We start from the raw sequence: 13,026 nt of genomic DNA on the forward strand, positions 1-13,026 counted from the left end.
AGAGGGTTCTTTTTTTATTATACCAAGGAACCCGCAGATAGTATGCGACCAAGAAGGCTTACGTCCATCCGCGGAAAGCGAAGTCTTGTATGGAAATGAACATCGGTGATTTAAGGGATTTAACATTCGATACAAGCATTTGTAAGAACTCCAAAAAATTGATAAAATAAAGATTATTCGACAAAAGCTCAAGCGAATAGCGAAAGAGGTCGAAAAATAAAGGAAAACAAAGTAAATGAGAGAAAATAATATATTTTTTGGTATTTTTTAAAAAATAAAAGGATTTTTGGTTGCATTGTCGAAAAAGTAATTTAGAATAAAAATATAGACATGAAAATATACACATGAATTAAAATGGATTCGAGGAGGAAACCTGTAGTGAAATCAATTAAAGTATGTGTCGTGGATGATAACCGGGAATTAACTTCCTTACTGGAAGACTACATTGCTTCACAGGACGATATGGAAGTGGTGGGAATCGCCCATAATGGTCAGGAGTGCCTGGACTTAATGGAAGAAGTGGATCCGGATGTATTAGTGCTCGATATAATCATGCCTCATTTGGACGGTCTCGCTGTACTTGAGCGTCTTCGCGAAAAGAAGAAAATTCCCAATGTCATCATGCTTACGGCATTCGGTCAGGAAGATGTAACGAAAAAGGCTGTCGACCTTGGTGCGTCCTATTTTATCCTGAAGCCTTTTGATATGGAAAATCTCGTCAGTCATATCAGGCAAGTGAGCGGAAAATCAAATCCGATCATTAAAAAACATTCCTCATCCAGATTAACTACAGAATCAAAACCTAGAAACTTAGATGCAAGCATCACAAGCATCATCCATGAAATCGGGGTCCCTGCACATATTAAAGGTTACCTTTACTTGAGAGAAGCCATTTCTATGGTATATAACGATATCGAGCTGCTTGGTTCCATCACAAAAGTTCTTTATCCTGATATTGCAAAGAAGTACAATACAACCGCATCCCGTGTTGAACGTGCGATCCGCCATGCCATTGAAGTCGCCTGGAGCCGCGGAAATATAGATTCGATTTCCTCATTGTTCGGTTATACTGTAAGCATGTCCAAAGCGAAGCCGACCAATAGTGAGTTTATTGCGATGGTGGCAGATAAACTGAGACTTGAGCACAAGGCTTCTTGAAAGGGTAAGTAATCATACTGCATCTTTAATAGTAATGAACCCGATGAATCCATGATTTATTGGGTTTTTTATTTCTTTGCGAATTTGCTGGACATATAATAAAAGGAAAAAGGGTAAATAAGAAAATAAAACTAACACGGGAAGTGACGAGCGTGACGTTGATATTTGCACACAGGGGCTCAGCGGGAACTCATCCTGAAAATACAATGGATGCTTTTATGGAAGCGGAGAGAGTGGGGGCAGACGGCATTGAACTCGATGTTCAATTGACCAAGGATGGTGAAATCGTGGTCATCCATGATGAAACGGTTGACCGGACCACTAATGGTAAGGGATACATAAAAGATTATCACTTAAGGGACCTTAGAAAATTACATGCGAATTATACCTTTAAAAAGAAATTCTTCAATAAACAAAGAATCCCGACACTTAATGAGGTATTTGATTGGATGAAGGATAACAGCCTTATATGTAATATTGAACTGAAAAACAGCATCATGGACTATCAGGGACTCGAAGAGAAGGTCATTCAGTTGATCAGCAAATATGACTATTCAAACCGTGTTGTCATTTCTTCTTTCAATCACTATTCCATCGTGGCTTGCAGACGCCTGGATCCGTCGATAGAAATTGCACCATTATACTCCACTGGTCTATATATGCCTTGGGTCTATGCAAAATCTCTCGGAGCGAAGGCGATTCATCCAAACCAGAAAGTGGCTTCAGATGAGATCATATCAGAGTCGATGAAAAATGGAATTGCAGTCAGGCCCTATACCGTCAATAAAGAAAATCAGCTGAATCGTCTGTTCAATATCGGCTGCTCTGCCATAGTGACCGATTATCCTGAAAAGGCAATCAACATGAGAGCAGACCTCTAATGTAAAAAAAGCTAGCGTTATAAATAACGCTAGCTTTTATTGTTGAAACGATCCTGCACTTTGTTTCGTTTCCTGTCACGGTGCAATACAAATCCTGCGATGAAGCCAAGACCTGCTAAAAAGAAAACTAACCCTATAATAAATTGCAGTCCCAAAAACGGAATGGGAGGCTGCAGAATGCCAAAAAGCATATCTCTCATTAACTTGATACCCAGTGCTGCCAATGCACCGGGAATCAGCATGATAATCAATGCAATAATACGTACCATTATGGACATATCTCCTTTTTTCCTCACTACTAAAAATTCTAACTTCATCTTGAAAATTGTCAAGCTGTTCAACATTGTTGTAAAATAAACATGGATATGAAAAAAATTGCAGATATCCTGTAATGAGGTGAAAGAAATTGCAAAAAGTTCTAATCATCGGGGGAGGCAAAGGCGGAACCGCCATATTAAAAATCCTCCATGAAGTCTCCTTGATGAAAGTGGTCGCTATAACAGATCTGAACAAAGATGCGTTGGGACTTCGTCTGGCAAAGGAGTGGGGTATCCCATACGGAAGCGACTGGAGAGATTTCCTGAATGATTCTGTTGATATCGTGATTGAAGTCACTGGGGATCGACAAGTCTTTGAAGACGTTAGAGAAGTAAGAGGGAAAAACACTGTTCTCATCCCAGGCAGCGTCGCATTTCTTATATCTAAACTCCTGGAAGAAAAAGAAGATCTCATTCACCAATTGACGAGTGAGTCATTTAAAAGGGATTTGATTTTTAATTCCACTGACGATGGAATGGTCGGTATAGATTCAAAAGGGATTGTCATGCTGTTCAATAAAAGTGCTGAACGTATGATAGGAATAAGCAGTGAACATGTCATCGGAAAGCATATCAATGATGTGATTCCTGAAAGTAAACTCACCACGACCCTTGAAACCAGACGTACCGAAATCAATCAGGAAGTGGTATTGGAGAATGGGTTAAAAATCATTTCCAACCGTATACCGATGATTACGGAAAATGATGAGATAATAGGAGCGTTCACTGTCTTCAAGGATATTACAGAAGTCGTGAATCTTGCGGAAGAAATAACAAATCTGAAAGAAATCCAAACCATGCTTGAAGCTATCATACATTCAAGTGATGATGCCATTTCGGTGGTTGATGAAGAAGGAAAAGGGATCATGATCAATCCTGCATATACAAGAATTACCGGGCTGACCCGCGATGAGGTCATAGGAAAGCCTGCCACCGCTGATATTTCAGAAGGTGAGAGTATCCATCTGAAAGTACTCCAGACAAGAAGGGCGATCCGTGGTACGAAAATGAGAGTGGGTCCAAAACGTAAAGAAGTTATCGTGAATGTCGCTCCCATCATAGTGAACGGTAAGTTGAAAGGAAGTGTCGGGGTCATTCACGACATGTCGGAGATTCAGTCCCTGACTCAGGAGTTGGACAGGGCCAGGAGGATCATTCGCACCCTTGAAGCCAAATATATGTTTGAGGATATCATCGGGGAATCTGAAGAGATGCAGATTGCCGTTGAACAAGCGAAACTGGGAGCCAAAACCCCGGCGACGGTCTTATTGAGAGGGGAGTCGGGAACGGGAAAGGAACTATTTGCACACGCGATACATAATGCAAGTGACCGCAAATTCAACAAGTTTCTGCGTGTAAACTGTGCCGCCCTATCTGAAAATTTGCTTGAAAGTGAATTATTTGGATATGAAGAAGGGGCATTTTCAGGTGCGAAGCGCGGAGGTAAACGGGGGTTATTTGAAGAAGCTGATAAAGGCAGTATCTTTCTGGATGAAATCGGTGAACTCAGTGCCAATACCCAGGCGAAATTATTAAGGGTGCTGCAGGAAAATGAAATCGTTAGAGTCGGAGGAACGAAATCAATAAGTATCAATGTGCGGGTTATAGCTGCAACAAATGTCAATTTAGAAAAAGGAATTGCTGACGGATCCTTCAGGGAAGATCTGTATTACCGGCTGAACCGGATGCCGATTCAAATCCCGCCGCTCAGGAATCGTAAGAGTGACATTCCACTTATTACTGAAAGTTTGATTGCTAAGCTTAATCAGGACTATGGTAGAAATGTTGAAGGAATTACTGAAAGTGCTGTAAACAGGCTGATGGATTATCACTGGCCTGGAAATGTGAGAGAACTTGAGAATGTTCTTGGCCGGGCGATGATCTTTATGAAATATAATGAAATGACCATAGACTTGCATCACCTGCCTCCGCTGGAAAGGACGTTGAAAGAAGAAGCCGGTAAAACGTCCGCCCCGCTCACTGATGCGCTGGATTTAAATTCTCAGCTTGAAAAATATGAAAAAAAGATAATTCAAGAAGTTTTAGAGCAGAATAATGGTAACAAAACAGCTGCTGCAAAAAAGTTGAATGTTTCAGTCAGAAATTTGTATTACAAGCTTGAAAAATATAACATTGAAATAAATAGCATGAAATAAATTGCATGGTGTGAAATAAATTGCACGGTAATACAGTGTAAAATAAAGCGTTTTCAAGGATTGGAAAGTTGGCACGCTTCTTGCATGTATTTAAAGTGGGAACAATATTTTTTTGAAGGGGTTGAAACATACATTCATGAATCTACAGTCTTTAGTGGAAAAAGCAACCCAACAAGAACATTCTGTTGTTGCTGTTGCGGCAGCAGAAGATAAAGAAGTACTTGGGGCTGTCGGTATGGCAGTAGACAGGGATATGGCAGAATTTATTCTATTTGGTGACAAAGAAAAGATTGAAGCCATAATAGAAGAGAGTGTGCCGCATTTGAAGTCCAGCGATGCTGTGAAAATCAAACATGCACCTTCCCCTCTGAAAGCAGCTGAATTGGCTGTGAAAGCTGTCAGAGAAAACGAAGCAGGTGCTTTGATGAAAGGTAATGTCCCTACAGCAGTCATTTTGAAGGCTGTATTGAATAAAGAATGGGGCCTTCGTACTGGAAATGTGCTTTCGCATGTAGCGGCTTTTGAAATATCTGGCTTCGATAAATTGGTGTTTGTGACAGATGCCGCAATGAATATCACTCCTGATTTGAATCAAAAGACTCAAATCATCGAAAATGCAGTCAGCGTTGCATCTTCAATAGGTGTTTCACTGCCTAAAGTAGCGCCGCTTGCTGCAGTGGAAGTGGTGAATCCGGCGATGCAGGCGACCATTGATGCTGCCTCTCTAACGATGATGAATAAAAGAGGACAAATTAAAGGTTGTGTGGTGGATGGTCCGCTGGCTCTTGATAATGCCATCTCGCATCATGCAGCAGGACATAAAGGGATTCAAAGCGAAGTAGCTGGACAAGCAGATATATTACTCGTCCCTAATATTGAAACGGGCAATGCATTATATAAATCACTCATTTACTTTGCCAAAGCAAAAGTAGGGGCAGTGATTGCAGGGGCAAAAGCACCGATTGTGTTAACATCCAGAGCGGACAGTGCCGAAAGTAAATTATATTCACTTGCACTGGCAATATGCTCTGCTTCAAATAATTGAAATACCCGATGTGAAAAATTTATTTAAAAGATCCTGGGGAGGAATTATAAATGAAAATTTTTAGCTATATGGAAAAATACGATTATGAGCAATTAGTATTCTGTCAAGACGAAGTATCTGGATTAAAAGCGATCATTGCGATTCATGATACCACTCTTGGACCTGCACTTGGCGGGACACGCATGTGGACATATGAGTCAGAAGAAGCGGCGATTGAAGACGCTCTTCGCTTAGCAAGAGGAATGACATACAAAAATGCTGCTGCAGGCCTTAACCTTGGCGGAGGGAAAACAGTGATCATCGGTGATCCGCGCAAGGACAAAAATGAAGAAATGTTCCGTGCATTCGGACGTTATATCCAAGGGTTGAATGGCCGCTACATCACAGCTGAAGATGTAGGTACCACTGTGGCTGATATGGACCTTATCCACGAGGAAACAGATTACGTTACAGGTATTTCTCCGGCATTCGGATCATCAGGAAACCCTTCTCCTGTAACAGCATACGGTGTATACCGCGGGATGAAGGCTGCTGCTAAAGCGGCGTTCGGCACAGATTCACTTGAAGGTAAGACAATCGCGGTTCAAGGTGTAGGTAACGTAGCGTACAACATGTGTAAGCATCTTCATGAAGAAGGCGCAAACCTCATCGTTACGGATATTCATAAAGAGTCGGTAGACCGCGCCGTAAACGACTTCGGTGCTAAAGCAGTTGATCCTTCAGAAATTTACAGTGTTGATTGTGATATTTTCGCTCCATGTGCACTGGGAGCCATCATCAATGATGAAACAATCTCTCAAATCAAGGCGAAAGTAATTGCCGGGGCTGCTAATAACCAATTAAAAGAAACCCGCCATGGAGATGCTATCCATGAGATGGGCATCGTTTATGCTCCGGACTATGTCATCAACGCCGGGGGCGTAATCAATGTAGCAGACGAACTATACGGTTATAACAGTGAAAGAGCAATGAAAAAGGTAGAACAGGTTTACAACAACGTTGAGCGTGTAATTGAAATTGCGAAGCGTGATAACGTACCTACTTATGTTGCTGCAGACAAAATGGCGGAAGAAAGAATTGAAAAAATGCGCCGTTCAAGAAGCCAATTCTTGCAAAACGGGCAACACATTTTAAGCAGACGCGGATAATAAATACAGAACGCTTGACTTCTTTTGAAGTGAAGCGTTTCTTACCTGGTAACAGGATATAGATGGGAACAAGGGGTTATCTATCATAGGGGGAAATTTCAATACAGAACAACACATTACAGCTACCCAAATGGAGGTAACAGCAGTGCAGGAAACGAAACATCGAATATTAGTCATAAATCCAGGATCGACATCAACGAAGATTGGTGTTTTCGATAATGATCGATCCATTTTTGAAAAAACGATCCGTCATGATACAGATCAAATAAACGAATTCCCGAATATCATCGATCAGTATGAATTCCGTAAAAATACGATTCTGCAAACGCTGGATGAAGAAGGCATCAACATCAGCAAATTAAGTGCGGTCTGCGGCCGCGGAGGGTTGTTACGACCGATTGAAGGCGGGACATATTTGGTTAACGATGAAATGCTTAAAGATCTCAGGGACGGTTTTTCAGGTCAACACGCTTCCAATCTAGGGGGCATATTGGCTTTTGAAATTGCATCAGGACTGAATATCCCTTCTTATATCGTTGATCCTGTCGTAGTGGACGAGCTTCAGCCGTTGGCAAGGATATCCGGTTTCTCTTTGATTGAAAGAAAAAGTATCTTCCATGCGTTAAACCAAAAAGCTGTAGCAAGAAGAGTCGCAAAGCAATTAGGAAAAAAATACGACGAACTTAACTTAATCATCACTCATATGGGCGGTGGTATCACTGTCGGAACTCATCAAAATGGAAAAGTGATCGATGTAAACAATGGTTTGCATGGAGACGGTCCATTCAGTCCTGAAAGAGCGGGTACGGTACCTGCAGGAGATCTGGTCGATCTATGTTTCTCAGGAGATTATTATCGGGACGAGATCATGAAAAAGCTGGTCGGTCAAGGTGGACTGGTTGGGTATCTCGGCACTAGTGATGCTGTAAAAGTAGAGAAAATGATTGAAAACGGTGATGAAAAAGCGAAAAAAGTATACGATGCCATGGCTTATCAAATTGCTAAGGAAATCGGCTCTGCAAGTGCGGTACTGAATGGTAAGGTTGATGCGATCGTCTTAACAGGCGGACTCGCATATGGTAAAGAATTCGTCAAAGCGATTCAAGAACGCATCAATTGGATAGCGGATGTCATTATCCATCCAGGAGAGAATGAACTGCAGGCATTGGCTGAAGGGGCACTCAGAGTACTGAAAGAGGAAGAAAGCTATAAGGTTTATCCAGGAACGGTAAAAAAAGAAGCGACAGTATAAGATTGAGGAGGATGCAGCATTGGCACAAGAATATGATTTAGTCATTCTGGGCGGAGGAACAGGCGGTTATGTTGCCGCTATCCGCGCATCACAATTAGGTTTAAAGACAGCAATCGTTGAAAAAGGGAAGCTGGGAGGAACTTGCCTCCACAGAGGGTGCATTCCGAGTAAGGCTCTTTTAAGAAGCGCTGAGGTTTATGCAACGGCAAAGCACAGTGACAGCTTCGGTGTTAAGATCAACGGTGTAGAGCTTGATTTTGAAAAAGTTCAATCCCGTAAGGACGGAATCGTCGAACAGCTTCATAAAGGCGTTCAGCATTTAATGAAACAAGGGAAAATCGATGTATTTGAAGGAATCGGCCGTATTTTGGGCCCTTCTATTTTCTCTCCGATGCCTGGTACGATTTCAGTCGAGATGAATAACGGTGAAGAGAATGAAATGCTGATTCCGAAAAACGTCATTGTAGCAACAGGTTCACGTCCCCGCTCGCTGCCGGGTCTGGATATCGACGGAGACTATGTATTATCTTCAGATGAAGCGCTGTCACTTGAACAGCTGCCGAAGTCGATCATCATTGTCGGCGGCGGTGTGATCGGAATCGAGTGGGCTTCCATGTTATCCGACTTTGACGTTGAAGTGACAGTGGTAGAGTATGCTGACAAAATCGTACCGACGGAAGACCATGAAATTTCTAAAGAAATGCAGCGTTTGATGAAGAAAAAAGGCGTGAAAATCGTAACAGGTGCAAAGGTACTTCCGGAATCCCTGCAAAAAGGTGACGGAAATGTAACGATCAATGCTGAACATAAGGGCGAAGAGAAGTCATTCACTGCTGAAAAAATTCTTGTCTCTGTGGGCAGGCAGGCAAATGTAGAAGGAATAGGCCTGGAAAACACCGACATCAAAATAGAAAAAGGCTTTGTTGAAGTAAATGATTACTTCCAAACGAAAGAATCTCATATCTACGCTATCGGTGATGTCATCGGCGGTCTTCAATTGGCCCATGTTGCTTCTCATGAGGGTATTACAGCAGTCGAGCACATGGCAAATGAAAACCCTGGTCCCATTGATTACTCACTTATTTCTAAGTGTATATACAGCAACCCGGAAATTGCCAGCGTAGGCATGACCGAACAAGAGGCGAAGGAAAAAGGCTTTGAACTCAAGGTAGGAAAATTCAGTTTCAGGGCCATCGGGAAGGCACTGGTATACGGTGAATCTGATGGTTTCGTTAAGATCATTGCTGATAAGGATACTGACGACATCCTCGGCGTACACATGATCGGTCCTCATGTAACCGATATGATTTCTGAAGCAGGACTTGCACGTGTGCTGGATGCCACACCATGGGAAATCGGTCATACCATCCACCCGCACCCATCCCTGTCTGAAGCGATCGGGGAAGCTGCACTTGCAGTGGATGGAAAAGCGATCCATTCATAATAAATTTCAACTTATTCAGAAGGGGGAATCATTCCCCCTTATTAAGACTTTAACCCGCAGGAGGTAAATAAATATGGCAGAGAATCGTCATGAAGAATTAGGTCTCTCTAATGAAAAAGTATTAGAAATGTATGAAACGATGCTACTTGCTAGAAAAATTGATGAGCGTATGTGGTTATTGAACCGCTCTGGTAAAATCCCATTCGTCATCTCATGTCAGGGTCAGGAAGCTGCACAAATCGGGGCAGCCTTCGCACTGGATAAAGAAAAGGACTATGTCCTTCCATACTACCGTGATATGGGTGTTGTGCTGACATTCGGCATGACGGCTCAGGAATTGATGCTTTCTGGATTTGCCAAAGCTGAAGATCCAAACTCAGGCGGACGCCAGATGCCTGGTCACTTCGGTCAAAAGAAAAATAACATCGTAACCGGGTCTTCACCTGTTACAACTCAGGTCCCGCACGCAGTAGGAATTGCACTTGCAGGGAAAATGGAAAAGAAAGACCTTGTCACTTTCGTAACGTTCGGTGAAGGTTCTTCAAACCAGGGTGACTTCCATGAAGGTGCTAACTTCGCAGGGGTACATAAGCTTCCGGTTATCTTTATGTGTGAAAACAATAAATACGCAATCTCTGTTCCAATTGAGAAGCAATTGGCATGTGAAAATGTATCAGATCGTGCTATCGGGTACGGAATGCCTGGATACACGGTTGATGGAAATGATCCTCTGGAAGTATACAAGGCTGTTAAAGAAGCAGCAGACCGCGGCCGCCGCGGGGAAGGTCCTACTCTGATCGAAACGGTTTCATACCGCTTGACTCCTCACTCTTCAGACGATGATGATCGAAGCTATCGTTCTCCGGATGAAGTGGCAAAAGCGAAAACGAACGACCCGATCATTACATTTGGTGCTTACTTGAAAGAAACCGGCGTGATGGATGATGAGCTTGAAAAAGAAATCAACGATCGTGTTATGAAGCAAGTGAACGAAGCAACAGACTATGCAGAAAACGCTCCATATGCTGAGCCTGAATCAGCAATGAAGTATGTGTACGCAGAAGAGAAGTAAGGGGGAATAGATTATGCCAGTAATTTCATACATTGATGCAGTAACAATGGCAATTAGAGAAGAAATGGAACGAGATGAAAAAGTATTCGTTCTTGGTGAGGATGTCGGAAAAAAAGGCGGAGTATTCAAAGCGACTCACGGATTATATGACCAATTCGGGGAAGAGCGTGTCATCGATACCCCCCTGGCTGAATCAGCAATCGCAGGTGTCGGGATCGGTGCTGCAATGTACGGCATGAGACCGATCGCTGAAATGCAGTTTGCAGATTTCATCATGCCTGCCGTGAACCAGATCATTTCTGAAGCGGCACGTATTCGTTACCGTTCAAATAACGACTGGAGCTGCCCGATGGTCATCCGTGCTCCTTACGGGGGCGGTGTTCACGGGGCCCTCTATCACTCTCAATCGGTAGAAGCTGTATTTGCCAATCAGCCAGGATTGAAAATCGTGATGCCATCTACTCCTTACGACGTTAAAGGTTTGCTGAAAGCGGCTATCCGTGATGAAGATCCGGTACTATTCTTTGAGCATAAACGTGCATACCGCTTAATCAAAGGTGAAGTACCTGAAGATGATTACACCCTGCCAATCGGGAAAGCGGACGTGAAACGGGAAGGTGAAGATATTACTGTCATCACATACGGATTATCCGTCCACTTCGCTCTCCAAGCAGCAGAAAAGCTCGCCCAGGATGGAATCGAAGCCCATATTCTTGATTTAAGAACGATTTATCCATTAGATAAGGAAGCCATCATCGAAGCAGCTTCTAAAACGGGCAAAGTACTGCTGGTTACTGAAGATAATAAAGAAGGAAGCATCATGGGTGAGGTTTCGGCAATCATTGCAGAACATTGCTTATTCGAACTTGATGCTCCAATCAAGCGTCTTGCCGGACCTGATGTTCCTGCAATGCCTTATGCACCTACAATGGAAAAATACTTTATGATCAACCCGGACAAAGTAGAAAAAGCTATGCGTGAGCTGGCAGAATTTTAATCCATCAAACACACTGAATGCAAAACGTTAGGAGGGTTCCTCATGGGTATAGAAAATATGAAGATGCCGCAGTTAGGGGAAAGTGTTACGGAAGGTACAATTAGTAAATGGCTGGTATCGCCCGGTGATACTGTAAATAAATATGATCCGATTGCAGAAGTGCAGACGGATAAAGTGAATGCTGAAGTTCCATCTTCTTTTACTGGGACGATCAAAGAACTGATCGCTGAAGAAGGGGACACATTGGAAGTCGGCGAAATTATCTGCTCAATCGAAGTGGAAGGGGCCGGTTCTGCTCCTTCTGAGGAAGCACCCAAAGAAGAGAAAAAGGAAACTGCAGAATCTTCACAGGCAGCTGCGAAATCCTCTCAGCAAGCTGCGAAACCATCGCAGCCAGCTGCGAAACCATCGCAGCCAGCTGCGAAACCATCGCAGCCAGCTGCGAAACCATCGCAGCCAGCGAAGAAAGAAGCCGGAAATAAAGCAAGATATTCCCCGGCTGTACTTAAGCTTTCTCAAGAACATGATATCGACTTGAATCAGGTGGAAGGTACCGGTAACGACGGCCGTATCACTAGAAAAGATCTTAAGAAGATCATCGAGTCAGGCAATATCCCTAAAGCTGGAGATGCACCTGCATCACAACCAGCGGAAGCAGCACCTGCACCTGTAAAAGAACAGGCACAACCGGCTGCAGCTCAGAAGCAGGCAGCACCTGCACCGAATGTACCGGTTATGCCAGGGGATATCGAAATCCCTGTGACTGGGGTTAGAAAGGCGATCGCTTCCAATATGGTGAGAAGCAAGCACGAAGCTCCTCACGCTTGGACAATGATGGAAGTCGATGTTACAAACCTTGTAGAATACAGAAATTCACTCAAGACAGAATTCAAACAACGTGAAGGGTTTAACCTGACATTCTTCGCTTTCTTCGTGAAAGCTGTATCACAAGCCCTTAAGGAATTCCCGCAAATCAATTCCATGTGGGCAGGGGATAAAATCATCCAGAAGAAAGACATCAATATCTCGATCGCTGTTGCCACGGATGATGCTTTATTCGTTCCTGTCATCAAAAATGCAGATGAAAAAACAATCAAAGGCATTGCTCGTGAAATCACGGACCTTGCCGGTAAAGTACGAAGCGGCAAGCTGAAGTCGGAAGATATGCAGGGCGGAACCTTTACGGTGAATAACACAGGGTCTTTCGGCTCTGTCCAATCAATGGGTATTATCAACTATCCGCAGGCTGCAATCCTTCAGGTTGAATCAATCGTCAAGCGTCCTGTTGTCATGAATAATGGGATGATTGCCGTCCGTGATATGGTGAATTTGTGTATGTCACTCGATCATCGTGTACTTGACGGCCTGGTTTGCGGCAGATTCCTGCAGCGAATCAAAGAAATTTTGGAGAATACTTCTAAAGAAACCACTTCTGTATATTAATAATAGGATCTTACCTTGCAGATAAGGTAAAACGACATCGATAAAAGGACTAACCTAAGCGGTTAGTCCTTTTTTTGTTTTTATCAAATGGTTATTTTTTCCTTATTTGAGTT

Annotated in this window: 11 protein-coding genes; 10 read left to right on the forward strand and 1 reads right to left on the reverse strand. The window is 43.1% G+C overall.

Features of this window, described 5'->3' with window-relative positions:
* Nucleotides 1-378 precede the first annotated feature (378 nt).
* Both spo0A and HWX64_RS19045 read left to right on the forward strand, forming a co-directional pair.
* On the forward strand, nt 379-1,158 hold the full coding sequence (gene spo0A, locus HWX64_RS19040) for a sporulation transcription factor Spo0A (RefSeq protein WP_175991092.1): 780 nt from the start codon (nt 379-381) through the stop codon (nt 1,156-1,158).
* A gap of 152 nt (nt 1,159-1,310) precedes the next feature.
* The gene (locus HWX64_RS19045; RefSeq protein WP_175991093.1) at nt 1,311-2,039 is read left to right on the forward strand and encodes a glycerophosphodiester phosphodiesterase; all 729 of its coding nucleotides are present in this window, start codon (nt 1,311-1,313) and stop codon (nt 2,037-2,039) included.
* A 29-nt stretch (nt 2,040-2,068) separates the two neighbouring features.
* On the opposite strand, the gene HWX64_RS19050 is transcribed toward HWX64_RS19045, so the two are convergent.
* Nucleotides 2,069-2,308: a DUF2627 domain-containing protein gene (locus tag HWX64_RS19050; protein WP_175991094.1), complete on the reverse strand. Its 240-nt coding sequence runs from the start codon at nt 2,306-2,308 to the stop codon at nt 2,069-2,071.
* Nucleotides 2,309-2,445: 137 nt separating this feature from the next.
* On the opposite strand from HWX64_RS19050, the gene HWX64_RS19055 reads away from it, so the two are divergent.
* From HWX64_RS19055 to HWX64_RS19090, 8 genes are all read left to right on the forward strand, one after another.
* A complete protein-coding gene (locus HWX64_RS19055) occupies nt 2,446-4,512 on the forward strand; it encodes a sigma 54-interacting transcriptional regulator (protein ID WP_175991095.1) in 2,067 nt (688 codons plus the stop codon).
* 136 nt (nt 4,513-4,648) lie between these two features.
* A complete protein-coding gene (gene yqiS / locus HWX64_RS19060; protein WP_175991096.1) occupies nt 4,649-5,557 on the forward strand; it encodes a phosphate butyryltransferase in 909 nt (302 codons plus the stop codon).
* A gap of 50 nt (nt 5,558-5,607) precedes the next feature.
* Complete coding sequence (gene bcd, locus HWX64_RS19065; protein ID WP_175991097.1) at nt 5,608-6,705, forward strand: branched-chain amino acid dehydrogenase; 1,098 nt, start codon at nt 5,608-5,610, stop codon at nt 6,703-6,705.
* Between the two features lie 145 nt (nt 6,706-6,850).
* On the forward strand, nt 6,851-7,957 hold the full coding sequence (gene buk / locus HWX64_RS19070) for a butyrate kinase (RefSeq protein ID WP_175991098.1): 1,107 nt from the start codon (nt 6,851-6,853) through the stop codon (nt 7,955-7,957).
* A 19-nt stretch (nt 7,958-7,976) separates the two neighbouring features.
* A complete protein-coding gene (gene lpdA / locus HWX64_RS19075) occupies nt 7,977-9,401 on the forward strand; it encodes a dihydrolipoyl dehydrogenase (protein ID WP_175991099.1) in 1,425 nt (474 codons plus the stop codon).
* A gap of 73 nt (nt 9,402-9,474) precedes the next feature.
* Nucleotides 9,475-10,473 (forward strand): thiamine pyrophosphate-dependent dehydrogenase E1 component subunit alpha, encoded by a 999-nt coding sequence (locus tag HWX64_RS19080; protein WP_175991100.1) that lies wholly within the window; start codon nt 9,475-9,477, stop codon nt 10,471-10,473.
* Between the two features lie 13 nt (nt 10,474-10,486).
* A complete protein-coding gene (locus tag HWX64_RS19085; RefSeq protein ID WP_175991101.1) occupies nt 10,487-11,470 on the forward strand; it encodes an alpha-ketoacid dehydrogenase subunit beta in 984 nt (327 codons plus the stop codon).
* Nucleotides 11,471-11,512: 42 nt separating this feature from the next.
* On the forward strand, nt 11,513-12,913 hold the full coding sequence (locus HWX64_RS19090) for a dihydrolipoamide acetyltransferase family protein (RefSeq protein WP_175991102.1): 1,401 nt from the start codon (nt 11,513-11,515) through the stop codon (nt 12,911-12,913).
* The last annotated feature ends 113 nt before the right edge of the window (nt 12,914-13,026 follow it).

Source organism: Bacillus sp. Marseille-Q1617 (assembly GCF_903645295.1).
Lineage (GTDB): Bacteria > Bacillota > Bacilli > Bacillales > Bacillaceae_B > Rossellomorea.

Bases quoted from the DNA above. Each gene is read 5' to 3' on its own strand.
- HWX64_RS19050 (WP_175991094.1), bottom strand. From the start codon at position 2,308: ATGGTACGTATTATTGCATTGATTATCATGCTGATTCCCGGTGCATTG.
- yqiS (WP_175991096.1), top strand. From the start codon at position 4,649: ATGAATCTACAGTCTTTAGTGGAAAAAGCAACCCAACAAGAACATTCT.
- bcd (WP_175991097.1), top strand. From the start codon at position 5,608: ATGAAAATTTTTAGCTATATGGAAAAATACGATTATGAGCAATTAGTA.
- HWX64_RS19080 (WP_175991100.1), top strand. From the start codon at position 9,475: ATGGCAGAGAATCGTCATGAAGAATTAGGTCTCTCTAATGAAAAAGTA.
- HWX64_RS19085 (WP_175991101.1), top strand. From the start codon at position 10,487: ATGCCAGTAATTTCATACATTGATGCAGTAACAATGGCAATTAGAGAA.
- HWX64_RS19090 (WP_175991102.1), top strand. From the start codon at position 11,513: ATGGGTATAGAAAATATGAAGATGCCGCAGTTAGGGGAAAGTGTTACG.